The sequence below is a fragment of the Pseudoalteromonas sp. S1650 genome (assembly GCF_005887195.1).
GTDB lineage: Bacteria > Pseudomonadota > Gammaproteobacteria > Enterobacterales > Alteromonadaceae > Pseudoalteromonas > Pseudoalteromonas simplex.
In genome coordinates, this window is the sequence record NZ_PNDF01000016.1 from 184169 (window position 1) to 200545 (window position 16377).

General features: G+C 40.7%; 22 protein-coding genes. 8 read left to right on the forward strand and 14 right to left on the reverse strand.

Features of this window, described 5'->3' with window-relative positions; translation table 11 throughout:
* Positions 1-23 precede the first annotated feature (23 nt).
* Both CWB80_RS04960 and CWB80_RS04965 read left to right on the forward strand, forming a co-directional pair.
* Positions 24-365, forward strand: coding sequence for a hypothetical protein (locus tag CWB80_RS04960; protein ID WP_138600610.1), 342 nt, complete (start codon positions 24-26; stop codon positions 363-365).
* Positions 355-663, forward strand: a complete 309-nt coding sequence (locus CWB80_RS04965; RefSeq protein ID WP_138600612.1) for a hypothetical protein — start codon at positions 355-357, stop codon at positions 661-663. The genes CWB80_RS04960 and CWB80_RS04965 overlap by 11 nt, the downstream gene beginning before the upstream one ends.
* 14 nt (positions 664-677) lie before the next feature.
* Here the strand turns inward: CWB80_RS04965 and fghA are convergent, their stop codons facing one another.
* Positions 678-1514, reverse strand: coding sequence for an S-formylglutathione hydrolase (gene fghA, locus CWB80_RS04970; protein WP_138600614.1), 837 nt, complete (start codon positions 1512-1514; stop codon positions 678-680).
* Between the two features lie 54 nt (positions 1515-1568).
* Positions 1569-2690, reverse strand: coding sequence for an S-(hydroxymethyl)glutathione dehydrogenase/class III alcohol dehydrogenase (locus tag CWB80_RS04975; RefSeq protein WP_054551417.1), 1122 nt, complete (start codon positions 2688-2690; stop codon positions 1569-1571).
* Between the two features lie 110 nt (positions 2691-2800).
* Here CWB80_RS04975 and CWB80_RS04980 point away from each other — a divergent pair, with 110 nt between their 5' ends.
* The 6 genes from CWB80_RS04980 (at position 2801) to CWB80_RS05005 (ending at position 8014) form a co-directional block, all read left to right on the forward strand.
* A complete protein-coding gene (locus CWB80_RS04980; protein ID WP_082389169.1) occupies positions 2801-3682 on the forward strand; it encodes a LysR family transcriptional regulator in 882 nt (293 codons plus the stop codon).
* An 89-nt stretch (positions 3683-3771) separates the two neighbouring features.
* Entirely contained in the window at positions 3772-4989 is a 1218-nt protein-coding gene (locus CWB80_RS04985; RefSeq protein ID WP_138600616.1) for a lipoprotein-releasing ABC transporter permease subunit, read from the forward strand.
* On the forward strand, positions 4982-5680 hold the full coding sequence (gene lolD, locus CWB80_RS04990; protein WP_138600618.1) for a lipoprotein-releasing ABC transporter ATP-binding protein LolD: 699 nt from the start codon (positions 4982-4984) through the stop codon (positions 5678-5680). The genes CWB80_RS04985 and lolD overlap by 8 nt, the downstream gene beginning before the upstream one ends.
* Positions 5670-6914, forward strand: coding sequence for a lipoprotein-releasing ABC transporter permease subunit (locus tag CWB80_RS04995; protein WP_138600620.1), 1245 nt, complete (start codon positions 5670-5672; stop codon positions 6912-6914). Before lolD ends, CWB80_RS04995 begins: the two co-directional genes overlap by 11 nt.
* A gap of 9 nt (positions 6915-6923) precedes the next feature.
* Entirely contained in the window at positions 6924-7454 is a 531-nt protein-coding gene (locus tag CWB80_RS05000) for a DUF924 family protein (RefSeq protein WP_138600622.1), read from the forward strand.
* A 113-nt stretch (positions 7455-7567) separates the two neighbouring features.
* A complete protein-coding gene (locus tag CWB80_RS05005; protein ID WP_054551411.1) occupies positions 7568-8014 on the forward strand; it encodes a DUF4826 family protein in 447 nt (148 codons plus the stop codon).
* A gap of 68 nt (positions 8015-8082) precedes the next feature.
* Here the strand turns inward: CWB80_RS05005 and CWB80_RS05010 are convergent, their stop codons facing one another.
* From CWB80_RS05010 to CWB80_RS05065, 12 genes are all read right to left on the reverse strand, one after another.
* Complete coding sequence (locus CWB80_RS05010) at positions 8083-8541, reverse strand: GNAT family N-acetyltransferase (RefSeq protein WP_054551410.1); 459 nt, start codon at positions 8539-8541, stop codon at positions 8083-8085.
* Between the two features lie 12 nt (positions 8542-8553).
* Positions 8554-9699: a cupin domain-containing protein gene (locus CWB80_RS05015; protein WP_138600624.1), complete on the reverse strand. Its 1146-nt coding sequence runs from the start codon at positions 9697-9699 to the stop codon at positions 8554-8556.
* A gap of 73 nt (positions 9700-9772) precedes the next feature.
* Positions 9773-11143: an adenylosuccinate lyase gene (purB, locus tag CWB80_RS05020; protein WP_138600626.1), complete on the reverse strand. Its 1371-nt coding sequence runs from the start codon at positions 11141-11143 to the stop codon at positions 9773-9775.
* A gap of 33 nt (positions 11144-11176) precedes the next feature.
* Complete coding sequence (hflD, locus tag CWB80_RS05025; RefSeq protein ID WP_054561602.1) at positions 11177-11779, reverse strand: high frequency lysogenization protein HflD; 603 nt, start codon at positions 11777-11779, stop codon at positions 11177-11179.
* Positions 11779-12879 carry a tRNA 2-thiouridine(34) synthase MnmA gene (mnmA, locus tag CWB80_RS05030; RefSeq protein WP_119852693.1) on the reverse strand — a complete coding sequence of 367 codons (1101 nt, stop codon included), beginning with the start codon at positions 12877-12879 and terminating at the stop codon, positions 11779-11781. The genes hflD and mnmA overlap by 1 nt, the downstream gene beginning before the upstream one ends.
* Positions 12880-12967: 88 nt before the next feature.
* Positions 12968-13402, reverse strand: coding sequence for an NUDIX hydrolase (locus tag CWB80_RS05035; RefSeq protein ID WP_138600628.1), 435 nt, complete (start codon positions 13400-13402; stop codon positions 12968-12970).
* Positions 13395-14042 (reverse strand): rRNA large subunit pseudouridine synthase E, encoded by a 648-nt coding sequence (locus tag CWB80_RS05040; RefSeq protein ID WP_138600630.1) that lies wholly within the window; start codon positions 14040-14042, stop codon positions 13395-13397. Before CWB80_RS05040 ends, CWB80_RS05035 begins: the two co-directional genes overlap by 8 nt.
* Positions 14042-14371 carry a TusE/DsrC/DsvC family sulfur relay protein gene (locus CWB80_RS05045; protein ID WP_138600632.1) on the reverse strand — a complete coding sequence of 110 codons (330 nt, stop codon included), beginning with the start codon at positions 14369-14371 and terminating at the stop codon, positions 14042-14044. Before CWB80_RS05045 ends, CWB80_RS05040 begins: the two co-directional genes overlap by 1 nt.
* A 3-nt stretch (positions 14372-14374) precedes the next feature.
* On the reverse strand, positions 14375-14641 hold the full coding sequence (locus CWB80_RS05050; protein ID WP_138600634.1) for a DsrH/TusB family sulfur metabolism protein: 267 nt from the start codon (positions 14639-14641) through the stop codon (positions 14375-14377).
* Complete coding sequence (tusC, locus tag CWB80_RS05055; protein WP_138600636.1) at positions 14638-14994, reverse strand: sulfurtransferase complex subunit TusC; 357 nt, start codon at positions 14992-14994, stop codon at positions 14638-14640. Before tusC ends, CWB80_RS05050 begins: the two co-directional genes overlap by 4 nt.
* The gene (tusD, locus tag CWB80_RS05060) at positions 14991-15344 is read right to left on the reverse strand and encodes a sulfurtransferase complex subunit TusD (protein WP_138600638.1); all 354 of its coding nucleotides are present in this window, start codon (positions 15342-15344) and stop codon (positions 14991-14993) included. The genes tusC and tusD overlap by 4 nt, the downstream gene beginning before the upstream one ends.
* A gap of 55 nt (positions 15345-15399) precedes the next feature.
* A complete protein-coding gene (locus tag CWB80_RS05065) occupies positions 15400-16065 on the reverse strand; it encodes a Bax inhibitor-1/YccA family protein (protein WP_062564480.1) in 666 nt (221 codons plus the stop codon).
* Positions 16066-16377: the final 312 nt, after the last annotated feature.

Consider the following 16377-nt stretch of genomic DNA (forward strand, 5'->3'; position numbering starts at 1 on the left):
AGCTTAAGTGTATTGGAGGACCAATGCTTAAATCTCTGTATCTATTACTTTCTGTTAGTTTGCTCAGTGGCTGTACTGTAATTGGCCTAGTTGCTGATGGTATTGGTGGGCGTGCTAGCCAAGCACAGCCTGCCAGTGCCTATGCAGATAAAAAAGATAATGACCGAGTGAACTATGGTATGACCATGACGATGCTAGGTTATGAAATCGACAAAGCGATTATTGAAGGCTTGGAGAGTGGTAGCAAAGACAAAGATGTTGAGCTTAAATGCCGTCAAATTAGTCGCGCAGTAAAAGAATGTGTTGAGGTTAAAGCTGAGCCGAAAAAAAGACCTACATTAATGGATAGTTTTAATGAAGATTAACTTTTCAAAACTTGTTATTTGCTTACTTAGCTACAAATTAACGGGGTGTACGGCAGCAGGAGTCTTTCTTGACGGCTCTGCACAAAACTCACAATCAGCTAATATTGGAACTACGAATTCTAATCAAACTAAAAATTTTGTAAAAGATCCAAAGGGTTTCTCATTCGCAAAATTAGGCTTTGAAATTGATAGCGCTGTTATTGGTTTACTCAAACCAGAAGAACAACAACCACAGTTAGTTTGTAGGCAAATCACACGCAGTATTAAAGAGTGTGAGGAAGTTAAGCCCTCACACTAAAAATGAGATATTAATCACAGATATTTTTGATGAAACATTAGGTGTTCATCAATAAAGCTGCTGATAAAGAAGTAACTATGATCATAACCCGCGTGCATGTTAATTTCGGCTGGGTAATCTTTTTCGTTCACGACAGCAAATAAGTGCTCGGTTTTGAGTTGCTCAGTTAAGAAGTTATCGGCCTCACCTTGATCAATACGCATGGGTAAATAATCATCAGTGACGGCATTTTTCATTAATTCACAGCTGTCGTATGCAAGCCAACTTGCTTTATCACTACCTAGGTAATTACTGAACGCTTTTTCACCCCAAGGGCAATTAATCGGGTTCACAATCGGGCTAAAAGCACTGGCGCTGACGTATTGTTTAGGGTTTTTAAGTGCAATCATCAATGCGCCGTGACCACCCATAGAATGACCAGCAATGGCTTTTTTGGTCGTCACAGGGAAGTGCGCTTCGATAAGTGCAGGTAACTCAGAAACAACATAATCGTACATGTTGTAGTGCACATTGTAAGGCGCTTGAGTCGCATTGACATAAAAACCAGCACCTTGACCAAAATCGTAATTGTCATCGTCAGGCACATTTTCACCGCGCGGGCTAGTATCTGGAGCGACAATCGCAATACCTAGTTCAGCCGCTTTTTTAAATGCTCCGGCTTTTTGCATAAAATTTTCATCAGTACAAGTTAAGCCTGACAACCAATACATGACGGGTACTTTATTCGTTTCGCTGGCACCGGGCGGTAAAAAAATCGCAAAGCGCATAGCACAATGCGTGCTGCTCGCTTGGTGGGTATATTGTTTATGCCAGCCACCGCTGACTTTTGTTGAGCTTATGTTTTCTAGCATAACCATATCCTTGAAACAAAAGCGCTAGGTATCAACCTAGCGCCAAATAAAAGATTAATAATGAATAACTGAGCGGATGCTCTTACCTTCGTGCATTAAGTCGAAAGCTTCATTGATATCTTCAAGTTTCATGGTGTGTGTGATGAAATCATTTAAAGCAAACTCACCGTTCATATAACGCTCAACAATTTCAGGTAGTTCTGAGCGACCTTTAACGCCACCAAATGCACTACCGCGCCATACACGACCTGTTACTAGTTGGAATGGACGTGTTGAGATCTCTTGGCCTGCACCTGCAACACCAATGATTACTGATTCACCCCAACCTTTGTGACAACACTCAAGAGCAGAGCGCATTACATTAACATTACCGATACATTCAAATGAGAAATCAACACCGCCGTCAGTCATTTCAACGATAACTTCTTGGATTGGTTTGTCGAAGTCATTTGGATTGACTAAATCAGTTGCACCTAGTTTAGTCGCAAGATCAAACTTACTGGTATTGATATCAACACCAATAATACGGCTTGCGCCCGCCATTTTCGCACCGATTATCGCCGATAAACCGATACCGCCTAGACCAAAAATAGCGACGGTATCGCCTTTTTGAACTTTTGCTGTTTTAGTAACAGCACCCATGCCGGTTGTTACACCACAACCAAGTAAACAAATTTCTTCAAGCGGCGCTTCTTTGCTTACCTTAGCAAGTGAAATTTCAGGTAATACAGTGTACTCAGAGAAGGTAGAGCAACCCATGTAGTGATAAATTGGTTGACCATCTTTATAGAAACGCGTTGTTCCGTCAGGCATTAACCCTTTACCTTGCGTTTCACGTACCGCGGAGCATAAGTTTGTTTTGCCCGATTTACACATTTTACACTCGCCACATTCAGCAGTGTAAAGTGGAATAACATGATCGCCTACTTCAACATGTGTTACGCCTTCACCGATGGCTTCAACGATACCGCCACCTTCATGGCCAAGGATTGCTGGGAAAATACCTTCAGGGTCTTCACCAGATAAAGTAAATGCATCGGTATGACAAACACCTGTAGCAACAATCTTTACAAGCACTTCGCCTTTTTTAGGCATCATTACATCCACTTCTTCAATTGATAGTGGTTGATTTGGACCCCAAGCGATAGCCGCTTTTGATTTGATAAAATCAGTCATAACGTTCCCTTATAGTTGTTGGAAGTAAGTATTAAACCTAGTCTATTTTATTTGTTTCTCAATGAATGATAATCTTCGTTTTATTAAAACACTTTTACAGTATGGTAATAATGAATCGTTGGCACGGAATTGATGAGTTTTTAGCGGTAGCAGAAACAGGCAGTTTTACAAAAGCAAGTAAGCTATTGGGTATGTCAGTGGCTCATGTAAGCCGCTATGTGAGCCAATTAGAAGAGCGATTAAACACCCAATTGCTAACCCGAACCACTCGCAAAGTGGTGCTAACGCAAGAGGGGCAGGTATTTGCGCATCAAACAAAACAATTACAACATGCCATGGATGATGCTACGGCATTACTTGCAGAGCAGCAATTGACACCTAAAGGCAGTATAAAACTAACAGCTCCTGTGATGTACGGTGAAAGTTTTATCATGCCTGCGGTACATTCGTTTATGCAAAAGCACCCAGATATTGAAGTGATCAGCCATTTAAGTAATGAGCAAGTTAATCTATTAGAAGATGGGTATGATCTCGCTATTCGGCTCGGTCATTTAAAAGATTCATCTTTAAAAGCACGGCGCATTAGTCAGCGCAGGCTTGTTATTTGTTGTAGCCCTGAATATATCAATAAATTCGGCCAACCACACAGTGTCAGTGAATTACATCAGCACAATTGCCTTATCGGTAATAACAGTTACTGGCGGGTAAAAGAGCAGGGCCAAGATAAGCACATCAAAGTGGCTGGGCGTTTAGCCTGTAACAGTGGTTGGGCATTGGTTGACGCTGCTATCAAAGGGTTAGGCATCGTGCAATTACCAGATTACTATGTCAATGAACACTTAGCCGATGGCAGGTTGACTGCTGTTCTTTCGAATGTTGCACCTGAACCTGAAGGGGTATGGGGGGTGTATCCACCAAGGCAGTTTATTGCAACCAATGTAAAAGCATTACTTGACCATTTGGTTGCTACTGTTCAAGTATCAGATTTATAATTATTTTTTACAATTTCGCGCATCCCATGCTAGCTAAATCTATGCTAACATGAGCGCATATTTAGCCCTTGGAATACCCATAATTTATTATGTTTCAACCTGTTAGCCTTTTTATAGGGCTGAGATATAGTCGCTCCTCAAAGGGCAATGCCTTTATCTCATTTATTTCATTTTTCTCTATCGCGGGCATTGCTATTGGTTTAATGGCCTTGTTTACAGTTAGTTCAGTAATGAATGGCTTTGAAAATAACCTTAAAACCAACATGCTAGGTTTAATTCCTCATATTGAAGTATCAGCCGAAGATAATTCGAAAGAAACCATGCTGCAGTTAAAGCAGCAACTAGCAAATTCTCAAGATGTTAAACAAGTTAACCTATACCGCCATGGCGAAGCCATTTTACAAACTAACCAAGATTTGCACGGCGTATTGTTACAAGGTCTTTATGATGAAGGAAGCTCCATCTATAACGTAAAAGATAAAATTGTTGCCGGCAATTGGTCACAAGTCATGGACAGCAACTACCATATTGCGATTAGCCGCTATTTGAGCAGAAAATTGGGTATTTCGCTTGGGGATAAAGTACGGGTGATCATGCCTAATGCCAGTTCATATACTCCCCTTGGTCGAGTACCTAGTCAGCGCTTGTTTACCGTTGCTGCACTTTATGAAACACAGTCAGAAATTGATATGTCATTGGCATTTACCAGTGGCTATTCGCTAGGCCGGGTCTTAAAGCTGGCAAAATCAGCAGCACCCAACTTGAGTGTATCGCTGTATGAACCATTTGCTGTTGAGCAAGTATTACAATCTCAGTTAGCTATTTTAAACGATTACAAAGTGACTGATTGGCGAGCTAGCCAAGGGACACTATTTGCGGCTGTGGCAATGGAAAAGCGTATTATGTCGATGTTACTTGGCTTAATCGTGCTCGTGGCAGTGTTTAATATCGTGTCGGCATTAACCATGATGGTGAGCGAGAAGCAAAGTGAAGTCGCTATTTTACAAACACTGGGTTTAACTCCGTTACAAGTGCAGCATGTGTTTATGATCCAAGGCTTATATAACGGCCTTATCGGTACTAGTATTGGTGCGTTACTTGGTGTGCTGTTAAGTAGCAACATTAATGAATTATTGAATATGTTAGGCATCAATTTATTAGCGGGTGTGAGTTTACCCGTTAAATTTGATGTGATGAGTTTGAGTTTTATTGCCGCAGGGAGTATTGCGATGAGCTTTTTAGCTACCTTGTATCCTGCCAGAAAAGCTGCAAAAGTGAATCCAGCAGAGGTATTACGTTATGAGTGATTTAGTTATCAATTGTCAGCAGCTTAATAAAGTCTATCAAGATGGCGATAACGAGGTTGCGGTATTAAAAGGGGTTGATTTAGCTCTTAAACAAGGCGAAATGTTAGCCATTGTAGGGAGCTCAGGCTCAGGAAAAAGTACTTTACTACATATATTGGGAACCTTAGATAACGAAAGCTCAGGCAAGGTTGAAATTAAAGGCCAGCAAGTTTCTAAATTAAACCGTAAACAACAAGCCAGTTTCCGAAATGAAAATTTAGGTTTCATTTATCAATTCCATCATCTATTAATGGAATTTACTGCCATCGAAAATGTTGCAATGCCATTATTAATTAAAGGCTTAAGCGCAAAAGCGGCAACCGAAAAAGCCCGTAACATGCTAGATAAAGTAGGGTTATCTCATCGTAGTGAACATAAACCTTCGGCGTTATCAGGTGGTGAGAGGCAGCGGGTTGCAATAGCACGTGCATTAGTAACCGAGCCTGCTTTGGTGCTTGCCGATGAACCTACGGGTAACCTAGATAAACAAAACGCAATTAAGATTTACGATTTAATTAAAGAATTAAATACTAGCTTAAAAACCAGTTTTGTTGTGGTAACCCATGATTTAGAACTTGCAGATAAATTAGGCAAAATTGCCTATTTAGATGATGGTAAGCTTGCAATTAAAGAGTCTCAGCATGTTGCTTAGTGCCTTTATTTCAAAACGCTTTCGTGCCCATAGTGGCCAAAAAGACGGACAAAACGGTTTTGTTAGTTTTATCGCTAAAGCATCGACAATCGGCATACTTTTAGGTGTCGCTGTGCTAATTGTTGCTTTATCAGTTATTAATGGTTTTGAGCAGCAGCTAGTACATCGGCTTTTATCGGTTGTACCTCAGGTTGAATATGTTGCCCCTAACAAACCAATCAATAATTGGCAGTCAAAAGTTGCACTACTGCGCTCTCAAGCCGGTGTAACAGGTGCTGCGCCGTTTATAAGTGTCAACGGCATGGCACAATATAAAAGTGAGTTAAAAGCAGTTGAAGTGCGTGGTGTAAGCCCTGAATTTGAAAACCAAGTGTCGGCGTTAAACCAATTTACAGAAGGGCGCTTAGTTAGCCAGCTACAACAAGAAGATGTGCTTTTAGGCCAACAAATTGTTAACCGATTGGGCCTTAAAATTGGCGACCCAGTTACCTTATTAATCCCACAGATAAACCAGCAAAGTAACACTTTATTGGCTCCAAAGCGTGTTAGCTTGAATCTTGCGGGTATTATAAAAATGGGTGGCCCAATTGATGAAACGGCGGCTTTCATTCGCCTTGATAAAGCGCAAAGTGTGTTGAGTTTTGAGCAAAACCAAGTAACCGGTTTACGTCTACAAGTAGCTGATGTGTTCGCAGCCCATCAAACGGCGATGCGTGTGGGGCAAGTTATTCCTGATTATGTCTATGTCTCGAGTTGGTTTAGAACCCAGGGTAGCTTATATCAAGATATTCAAATGGTTCGCACAATTGTGTATATCGTGGTGTTTTTAATAATTGCGGTAGCAAGTTTCAATATTGTTTCGTCTTTAGTGATGGAAGTACGTGAAAAACAGGCAAATATCGCAATTTTAAAAACCATGGGCGCACAAGATAGCACCATTTTAGCTACCTTTGTGATGCAAGGTTTTACACAAGCTTTAATCGGGGTAATTCTGGGCACGATTATCGGTGTGATGCTTGCGTTAAACATCAGTGAACTGTTCACTTGGGCAAGTAACTTATTTGGCGATAACCCGTTACAAGGGGTTTATTTTATTGAGTTTTTACCCAGTAAACTAGTTTGGCAAGATATTGTTATAACGGTGATTGTTACCTTTGTTCTCGCTATTTTGGCTACCTTATATCCTGCGTGGCAAGCAACCCGAGTCGATCCTGCAAAAGTACTGGGTAATTAAGGAGTGTTTATGGATAAGCAAAGGATTATCGATTTCTGGTTTAATGAATTAGGACCAAAAGCTTGGTATCAGCAATCAGATGAAGTTGATGCCTTAATTACACGTGAGTTTTCAGAATGCCTTGTGCAGGTTATCGCTGGCGAGCATGCCGACTGGCGAGTTGATGCTATAGGCTCTTTAGCTGAAATTATCGTGTTAGATCAGTTTTCACGCAATATTTATCGTAATACGGCGCATGCTTTTAGCCAAGATCCACAAGCACTAAGCTTAGCGCAAAGAGCAATTGAACTTGGCTTTGATAAAAAATTACCTAGCTCTCAAGCTGCGTTTATTTACATGCCGTTTATGCACAGTGAATCTAAAATCATTCACCAGCAGGCTGAGCAATTGTTTAAAGGCATGAGTAATTATGAATTTGAACTAAAGCACAAAGTGATTATTGATAGGTTTGGTCGCTACCCACATCGCAATAGGATTTTAGGTCGCGAATCAACTCCTGAAGAACTGCAATTTTTAACTGAGCCTAACTCTTCTTTCTAGGTTGATTGAATAGTACGCAAGTAAATTTAAATGCTCTTTGATTGCCTGTAAACACTTGCACAGCGCCATTTTAAACCTTAAAGTGTCAGAAATGTTGTAAAAGAGTAACCACCATGGAACAAAAACAAGCAAGACCATTAACACCAGAAGAACAAGCTGAAGCGCAAAAACAAAGTGTTATTTGGCAAAGAGAATGTTTCGAAAATGCACAAAAGCATTTAGCTGAAAAAGGCGTTATTCCGCAAACTGTTGTAGAAAAAGAAAGCCGTTTTATTGCGCCATTAGTAGCTATCTGGAAATTTAAAGCACAAAACGGTAAGAGCTATTGGGTGATCACAGGTCGTTTACCAACCGATCACGCTGAAGCAAGCGCAGCAAACAATGCACGTGAAGTATTACGTTATTTCTCAATGCAGTGGCAAATGAAGGCTGATCAGCTAATGCAATCAGGTGCGGTAGATAAAACCAAAGCTGATTTTGCTAATCTGTTAATCAACCGTGCCCATGGCTTATATGAGTTATTTGAAAAAGAAGAAATGTGGCAAAATGAGCCAGCATAACTAACTCTACATACCTTCTAACAAAAAAGCTGAATAATGTTATTCAGCTTTTTTGTTTTACATGTACCTTAATGCACCAAAGTGAATGGCCGAGTATCAAAATGCTTAATAGGGCAGAGCATTCGTTGCCTTGGAATACCAGCTTCCATAAACACTAAACCATCAGCCGAAAAACCATTTTGTTTGAATCTATCTACTTCATTCAATATGCAATTTATGCTGACACAATCACAGCCTTGCTTTTCAGCCAAATTAACTAAGTAATTCAATAATGATTTATAAACTGAACGATTACGGTGTTCTGGTAAAACTGCAATACGGCCGATAAGGCCATCATTACATAAACGCCCAGTAGCAACTGGGCGTTTACCTTCATCTGTAACGAGCACGTGATGTGCTATTTTATCTAGATGGTCAAACTCAATGTGTCTTGGGATATGTAGTTCATATACAAATACCCGCTCTCGGATTTGTTGTAAGAGTTCCTTGTCGATACTCCATTCAACTTCATCTATTTGATAGCCCATAAACACACACTCCTAACAAAACCAAATACCCTCATTTAAAAGTGTAGTAAAGGTTTTCAAGAAAATGTGATTATTTTTTGAACTATTTATGTCAGCAGCGGTCACCCATGTCTGATCGGTGAGCTTTGTTATTAATTCAAGGTCAGTTAAATCATGCATGTAATTAACGCCATTAATACTTAAAAGTATTTTATCGTCAATTACTTGATAGATAGCGCGGGTACCACCTAAACGCTCAAAAACAACGTCTTCATCATTGAGTAAGTCATTTACGTCATCTAAAGTATATGGCTCTTCTAAAGGCGCTAAATCCATGTCATGCTTTGGCTGACTCATACTGTTACCAAGCCAAGTCTTGAATACTGCGTCATCATTAATTGCAGCAATCATAAGTTGTTTTACTTTTTCTGCTTCAATTTGGTTAAGCTCACCTTTAGATGAGCGCAACTTAAGCTCTGCATCACCGTATCGTTGATTACCAAGCTCAGTATCGATAAGGTGATCGGCAAATTGTGATAATAAATCGCGTTGATTTGGCGCTCTAAAACCCACAGAGTAATTAAGTGCATTTTCAACTGCGTAACCTTCATGTGGGCAACCTGGTGGAATATAGAGAATATCTCCCGGCTCTAACACACAGTCGATCACGGCAGGAAATTGCTCAACTTGTAACAGGCTCTTATTTTGTGCAAATTGCTTTAAGTTCGCATCAGGTAAACCAACTCGCCAGTGGCGTTTACCTTCACCTTGAATAATAAACACGTCGTATTGATCTAAATGCGGGCCCACGCCACCACCTGGGGTAGAGTAGCTGATCATCAAGTCATCGATACGCCAGTTGGGAATAAAGCGAAATGGCTCCAATAGTTGCGCTGCATCGCTATGCCAATGGTCAACTGCTTGCACCAGTAATGTTGAGTGCTTTTCAGTTAGCAAGCTAAAGTCTTCAAAAGGACCATGGTATGCTTGCCAATCATCTGAGTGATTGGTCACAATACGTGATTCAATGCTTTCTTCCATGGCAAGACCGGCCAATTCTTCGGGCTCGATCGGATCTGCAAAATCCTTGAAGCCTTGCTTTATAAGTAATGGTTTTTTCTGCCAATACTCAGCTAAAAATTGCTCTTGGGTTAATGAATTGATGGTTAATTGATACATAACATGACCTAAGCGAATTGATATAAAAAAAGCGAAAGGAAGGCCTTTCGCTTTTTTAAGTCTTAATTTGAATTTAAGCTAAGTTGTCGATGAACTCAACAGCACGACCAATGTAATTAGCCGGAGTTAATTTTTTCATTTCTACTTTTGCTTCTTCAGGTAACTCAAGACCATCGATGAAATCAGCCATGATTTCTTGGTTTACGCGCTTACCACGAGTAAGGTCTTTAAGTTTTTCATATGGCTTTTCGATACCATATTTACGCATAACCGTTTGGATTGGCTCTGCTAGTAATTCCCAGTTTTGGTCTAGTTCTGCTAATAAACGCTCTTCGTTTACTTCAAGCTTGCTAACACCTTTTAATGTCGCTTGGTAAGCGATAAGTGTGTAGCCCATACCAACACCTAGGTTACGTAACACTGTTGAGTCAGTTAAGTCACGTTGCCAGCGAGAAACAGGTAGTTTTTGCGCAAGGTGAGTAAAGATAGCGTTAGCAATACCTAAGTTACCTTCAGAGTTTTCGAAATCAATCGGGTTTACTTTGTGAGGCATAGTTGATGAACCAATCTCACCTGCGATTGTTTTTTGTTTAAAGTGGTTTAGTGCAATGTAGCCCCAAACGTCACGGTCAAAATCAAGTAATACAGTGTTGAAACGTGCAACTGCATCGAATAACTCAGCAATGTAATCGTGTGGCTCGATTTGTGTTGTGAACGGGTTGAATGTTAAACCTAGGCTCGTTACGAACTGCTCAGCGTGTTTGTGCCAATCGTAATCTGGGTATGCACTCAGGTGAGCGTTGTAGTTACCTACAGCACCGTTGATTTTACCTAACATTTCTACGCTAGCAATTTGGTCACGTTGACGCTTTAAGCGCATGTAGACGTTTGCAAACTCTTTACCCATTGTCGAAGGGGTAGCTGGTTGACCGTGGGTACGTGTCATCATCGCAACTGACTTGTACTCAACTGCTTTTTCTTTTAATGCATTTAGAAGTTGGTCACAGTATGGAAGTAATACTTTGTCACGCGCTTCAGTCAGCATTAAACCGTGAGACAGGTTATTGATGTCTTCTGAAGTACATGCAAAGTGAATGAATTCGTTAACTGCGTTAAGCTCTGCGTTATCAGCTACTTTTTCTTTAAGTAGGTATTCAACTGCTTTTACGTCATGATTAGTTGTGCGCTCGATCTCTTTAACGCGTGCTGCATCCGCTTCGCTAAAGTTATCAACAATGGCATTAAGTAAAGCATTAGCCTCGTCGCTAAAAGCCGGTACTTCTTTGATTGCGCTAGCTGCAGATAAAGCTTGTAACCAACGAACTTCAACAGTTACACGGTATTTGATTAAACCAAATTCGCTGAAAATGCTGCGTAGTTCCGTGGTCTTGCTGCCATAGCGACCATCTACCGGAGAGATAGCGGTTAACGCTGAAAGCTCCATAATGACTCCTAAATTGTCTAGTTTGAACGATAATTAAATTGATTGTTTAGCAATGGCGAGGATTTTTCTTTTTGCAAAGAAAAAGTGACGGCGTTTACCGCCCATTTGTCGCCATAACACGGCACTACGAATTCCGGCCAATAATAGGGCACGAATTTTGTTTTGCGTGAGCTGCTGTTTTAATAACTCTGGCTTGCCATACACTTGAATACGATGCCCAAGGGGGCTTAGCACCGATGAGTAAATATCAGCAAGCGCTGCTACTACAGTATCATCTGTGATAGCAAAATGGTCGAGGCGACGTTTAACATCATCAATGCGACGACCTAATTCATTTAAGCTGTTTTGTTTTGAACTTAATGCACGTTCTAATTGCATTAAACCACCTACATACTTCACGATTTCGACGTCTTTGTCGGCGCCAGCCGAAAGCTGTGCAATCAAAATGCGATAGCCTTCACGTAAATTATGCTTACCCTGATACACGTCTTCAGGGCTATTTGGTGATGTTTCAACAATACAGTTTAGTAATTTTTCTAATTCGTGATCACTGCCTTGGCCATATTGCGCAACTTTTTGTACTTGTTTAGCAACTTGACACATGGCAGCTAAAGCCATGACTTGGTGCTCTGTCATTATTTGATCACCGAATCAATAATGCCGCCACCTAAACAGACTTCGTCAGCGTAGAATACAGCTGATTGGCCCGGTGTCACTGCCTTTTGTGGCTCATCAAATAGTACGCGCGCCATACCATCTTCACCAACAAGTAAAGTACAGCTGATATCTTCTTGGCGATAGCGGGTTTTAACAGTGCAGCGTGTGGTCCCTTTCGGACCTTCGCGGTCAACCCAGTGCAGCTGGTTTGCATTTAAACCATTGCTGTACAGGCGAGGGTGGTCTTTACCTTGACCAACCACTAATACGTTACGCTCAACGTCTTTATCAACTACATACCAAGGTTCACCCGAACCTTCTTTCATGCCACCAATTAATAGACCTTTACGTTGACCAAGTGTGTGGTACATCAAGCCTTCGTGCTCACCCACTTCGTTGCCATCGGTATCTTCAATTTTACCTGGCTGTGCTGGTAAGAATTTTTGTAAGAAGTCTTTAAATTTACGCTCACCAATAAAACAAATACCAGTACTGTCTTTTTTATCGTGCGTAATTAAATCTTGCTCTTCAGCAATGCGGCGTACTTCAGGCTTAGCAATATCGCCAACAGGGAAAAGTGTTTGCGCAATATGCTCATGGCTTAAAGTGTATAAGAAATAGCTTTGATCTTTGTTGTCATCGAGGCCACGACACATTACAAATTTATCACCACGTTTTTCGCGGCGAACATAGTGGCCAGTCGCGATGTAATCAGCCCCAAGTGCTTGTGCTGCAAATTCTAGAAATGCTTTGAATTTAATTTCTTTATTACACATGATGTCTGGATTTGGCGTACGGCCTGCTTTGTACTCTGCTAAAAAGTACTCAAACACGTTGTCCCAGTATTCGGCTGCAAAATTTACAGTGTGAAGCTCAATACCTAGCTTGTCGCACACAGCTTGTGCGTCTTTTAGGTCTTCAGCTGCAGCGCAATATTCATCATTATCGTCTTCTTCCCAGTTTTTCATGAACAGGCCTTCAACTTGATAGCCTTGTTGCTTTAATAAATACGCTGATACAGAAGAATCAACACCGCCGGACATACCCACGATGACTTTAATGTGACTATTTTCGCTCATAATATTCGCTGTCATTTTTTTAACTGCTATGGAAAGGCCGATATTATAGCATGCTTTTAGACGCCCAAACCAGCCAAAATCACAGCGCTTATTGGTAAATCAAACTAAGTGGGTAGGCTTTACCAGCTAAATGATCTTCAATGCATTTTAAAACCAGAGGGCTTCTAAGCGGCAGGCTTTTAATTTGCTCAAGGCTAAACCAATCTGCGCTGAGAATGTCATCATCTTTGGGAGATGGTTTAAACAGCTCTGGGCTATTAAAAGCAAAGCTAAAACGCATATAGTGAATGCCATTCGTGGCGTGTAAATTATAGATACCAACAAGGTGACTAGCATTTAGACTAATCCCTGTTTCTTCAATAAGTTCACGATGAGCTGCTTCAGCTAAGGTTTCATTGGCTTCCAAATGGCCGGCAGGCTGGTTATAGCAAATCTCACCTGTGTGTTTATCGCGCTCTTTAACAAGTAAAAATTTTTCTTGGCATGTGACGATGGCGGCCACTGTGACATTGGGTTTATGCATCTGGGTTGTTCACTACTTTAAATTGACCACTGTCTAAGCCATCAAGGGTATAGTTACCAATGCTGTAACGAATTAATCGCAAAGTAGGGAAGCCAACATGGGCTGTCATACGGCGAACTTGGCGATTACGCCCCTCAGTGATAGAGATTTCTAACCAGCTGGTTGGAATGTTTTTACGCTCGCGAACGGGCGGGGTACGCGGCCAAATTGACGGCTCGTCAATACGCCTAACTTTAGCAGGCTTGGTCATGCCATCTTTAAGCTCTACACCTTTGTTAAGTGCAAAGATAGCCTCATCAGTCACATCACCTTCTACTTGCACCCAATAAGTTTTAGCTGTTTTTTTATTGGGTTCAGTAAGTGTGTGTTGTAATTTACCGCAGTTGGTAAGGAGCAACAGTCCTTCGCTATCTCTGTCTAGGCGTCCTGCTGCATACACGTCTTTAATAGTAATAAAATCGGCAAGCGTTTTGCGGTTTTGATCATCAGTAAATTGGCAAAGCACATCAAATGGTTTGTTCAATAGCACCACTTTGCGCTGCTCTGGACTAATTGCCTTTTTAACTTGGCGTTTTTGAGTAGGTCTTGAATAAGTACGACCGCTACTGCGACGTGGTTTGCTATTGGCTTTGTTAACCATTAAATGCACCTAGCCGGTTTAGGTAAACCTGCAATTTTAGTCGCTTGCTTAGCGGGGCCTTTAGGGAATAGTTTATACAAGTACATGCTATTACCTTTTTCCTCACCTAGCTTTTGGGCCATTGCTTTGACCAGCATACGAATAGCAGGGCTGGTGTTGTATTCTATATAAAAGTCACGCACAAAATGCACAACTTCCCAGTGCTGCTCACTTAAGGTAATGTTCTCTTGCTCAGCAATAATGGGTGCAAGCTCTTCACACCAATCATTTGAATCAAGTAAATAGCCTTGTTTGTCTGTTTCAATCTGTTTGTTATTAAATTCAAGCATGGTTTACCAAGTAATCGTGTTTTTTGCGTTTAAAGTCATTTCTACAAACTGTGTATAGTTTATTGCGATATCGCCTTGATTGAATGAAATATCACGAGCTGCAGCATCTTCTTCAAGTAAATGAATTGCTGAAGAGAACTGTTTAAACTGCATGTTGTTATAACAAGCATCACTAACAAGTAGCACTGTATCTTCTGAAGAAATTAGATTGGCCAACATATTATTGCAGTAGTGCGATAAAGGTTTTGAAAAAATATGCAAGGTACTCATAGTGTCACCACCTGATGTTGCTGGCTAATTAATTCACGCTGTTGCTCAAAGTTAGCTACTTTAACATCAATAATTAAGCTTTCTTGTGTGAGGTTAAAATCCATCAACGACTTTTCACATACATATATATTTTCAACATCGTATAATTCAAGCGTTTTAATGGTTTTAAAATAGTTTTTAATGCCAAGTTGCTCTGGCTGCTGGTTTTTCTTCAAAGCTAAAACAGCTTCACCACTGAGTAGCCAACTAATGTTTTGTTCAATAGCAGCAAAAATTAGTGTGGTGTCGAGTGATTCACGAATATGTTGATCATCAAATGGGCCATGCTGGCTGATCACTAAAATGTTTTTCATTTAAATTGCACCCATTTATCCGCTTCACTGACAAGCATCGCAAATTCTGCAAGCCCAGCGACGGTAAACACGCTTGTGTTATCGATATCTAAGCCTCGTTTTTCAGCAGCAGTGACACATAGCAGTAGGGGGACCTCTTGCTGACTCAACGACTGCCACAAACGATTAATTGGCAGCTCGTCACTGGCAAGTTCTAAATGGTTACTTGCGTGGTATACACCTGCTTGATAAAGAAAGATAGCTGCAATTGAGTGACCAGAGTCAAGACAGGCCTGTGCAAATTTAATTAGCCGTTGAGTTGTGTCGTGATCGGTCGGCGCGGTATGAAGAGAAAGTACAAATTGTGCCAAAACGCATCCAATAAAAAAGCCCCTAGAAAGGGGCTATTTTAGCAGAACTATTTAATTAGTCATCACTTGCACCAAGTAGGTGAAGAAGAGACGTAAATAAATTATATACGTTCAGGTATAAAGCAACAGTTGCGCGGATGTAGTTGGTCTCACCGCCATTAATAATACGGCTAGTGTCAAATAAGATTAAACCAGACATAATTAGCACAACTGCAGCATTGATAACCATAAAGGTGATTGAGCTGCCGATGAATAAGTTAACTAGGCTTGCAATAATCACTACGATTAAACCCACAGTTAAAAAGCCACCCATAAATGAGAAGTCTTTTTTAGTGGTAAGTGCATAAGCAGACAAACCAAAGAAGATTAACGCAGTAGAGCCTAAGGCTTGCATAATGAGCATAGGGCCATTTGGCATTGCAGCATAGTAGTTAAGCATTGGACCGAGTCCTGCGCCCATCAAACCTGTGAATACAAACACCCAAGCAACACCAGATGCACTGTCGGCCTTTTTGTTAACAACAAAAAGTACACCGAATGCAATCAAACTAAATACTAACCCCATAAAATAAGGTAGATTCATTGCCATTGATATACCTGCTGTCACTGCGCTAAATGCCAGTGTCATTGCCAGTAAGAAATAGGTATTCTTTAAAACTTTATTGGTTTCAATAGTCGACATTACTGGTCTTGCAGTATTGTACGATTGATTAAACGCCATTGTTAGAGCTCCTTTAAATGAACTTATACGTTCGTTAGTTCCAATTATTAAACTGAACTAAGCCTATCAAGAGTTATATATTTGGGCAAACTATTGTGGATCAATAGACAAGATAAATAATTGAAAAGTTCAATGTTGCGCACAATCTAAACATTGTTGTACTAATGCTGAGCAAATTAATTGTTTTTTAATCACTTAAACAGTTTTTTTGAAAAAAAGCTTCACAAACACGGCTGCCTTATCTATTATGCACGCCGTCGGAGAGATGGCAGAGTGGTCGAATGCACCGGTCTTGAAAACCGGCAGGGGATT

Bases quoted from the DNA above. Each gene is read 5' to 3' on its own strand.
- CWB80_RS05035 (WP_138600628.1), bottom strand. From the start codon at position 13,402: ATGCATAAACCCAATGTCACAGTGGCCGCCATCGTCACATGCCAAGAA.
- CWB80_RS05050 (WP_138600634.1), bottom strand. From the start codon at position 14,641: ATGAGTACCTTGCATATTTTTTCAAAACCTTTATCGCACTACTGCAAT.
- CWB80_RS05065 (WP_062564480.1), bottom strand. From the start codon at position 16,065: ATGGCGTTTAATCAATCGTACAATACTGCAAGACCAGTAATGTCGACT.
- CWB80_RS05000 (WP_138600622.1), top strand. From the start codon at position 6,924: ATGGATAAGCAAAGGATTATCGATTTCTGGTTTAATGAATTAGGACCA.
- CWB80_RS04995 (WP_138600620.1), top strand. From the start codon at position 5,670: ATGTTGCTTAGTGCCTTTATTTCAAAACGCTTTCGTGCCCATAGTGGC.
- CWB80_RS04960 (WP_138600610.1), top strand. From the start codon at position 24: ATGCTTAAATCTCTGTATCTATTACTTTCTGTTAGTTTGCTCAGTGGC.
- CWB80_RS04975 (WP_054551417.1), bottom strand. From the start codon at position 2,690: ATGACTGATTTTATCAAATCAAAAGCGGCTATCGCTTGGGGTCCAAAT.
- tusC (WP_138600636.1), bottom strand. From the start codon at position 14,994: ATGAAAAACATTTTAGTGATCAGCCAGCATGGCCCATTTGATGATCAA.
- mnmA (WP_119852693.1), bottom strand. From the start codon at position 12,879: ATGAGCGAAAATAGTCACATTAAAGTCATCGTGGGTATGTCCGGCGGT.
- CWB80_RS05010 (WP_054551410.1), bottom strand. From the start codon at position 8,541: ATGGGCTATCAAATAGATGAAGTTGAATGGAGTATCGACAAGGAACTC.
- fghA (WP_138600614.1), bottom strand. From the start codon at position 1,514: ATGCTAGAAAACATAAGCTCAACAAAAGTCAGCGGTGGCTGGCATAAA.
- CWB80_RS05045 (WP_138600632.1), bottom strand. From the start codon at position 14,371: ATGCTTGAATTTAATAACAAACAGATTGAAACAGACAAACAAGGCTAT.
- CWB80_RS05040 (WP_138600630.1), bottom strand. From the start codon at position 14,042: ATGGTTAACAAAGCCAATAGCAAACCACGTCGCAGTAGCGGTCGTACT.
- CWB80_RS04980 (WP_082389169.1), top strand. From the start codon at position 2,801: ATGAATCGTTGGCACGGAATTGATGAGTTTTTAGCGGTAGCAGAAACA.
- CWB80_RS05015 (WP_138600624.1), bottom strand. From the start codon at position 9,699: ATGTATCAATTAACCATCAATTCATTAACCCAAGAGCAATTTTTAGCT.
- lolD (WP_138600618.1), top strand. From the start codon at position 4,982: ATGAGTGATTTAGTTATCAATTGTCAGCAGCTTAATAAAGTCTATCAA.
- CWB80_RS05005 (WP_054551411.1), top strand. From the start codon at position 7,568: ATGGAACAAAAACAAGCAAGACCATTAACACCAGAAGAACAAGCTGAA.
- purB (WP_138600626.1), bottom strand. From the start codon at position 11,143: ATGGAGCTTTCAGCGTTAACCGCTATCTCTCCGGTAGATGGTCGCTAT.
- hflD (WP_054561602.1), bottom strand. From the start codon at position 11,779: ATGACAGAGCACCAAGTCATGGCTTTAGCTGCCATGTGTCAAGTTGCT.
- CWB80_RS04985 (WP_138600616.1), top strand. From the start codon at position 3,772: ATGTTTCAACCTGTTAGCCTTTTTATAGGGCTGAGATATAGTCGCTCC.
- CWB80_RS04965 (WP_138600612.1), top strand. From the start codon at position 355: ATGAAGATTAACTTTTCAAAACTTGTTATTTGCTTACTTAGCTACAAA.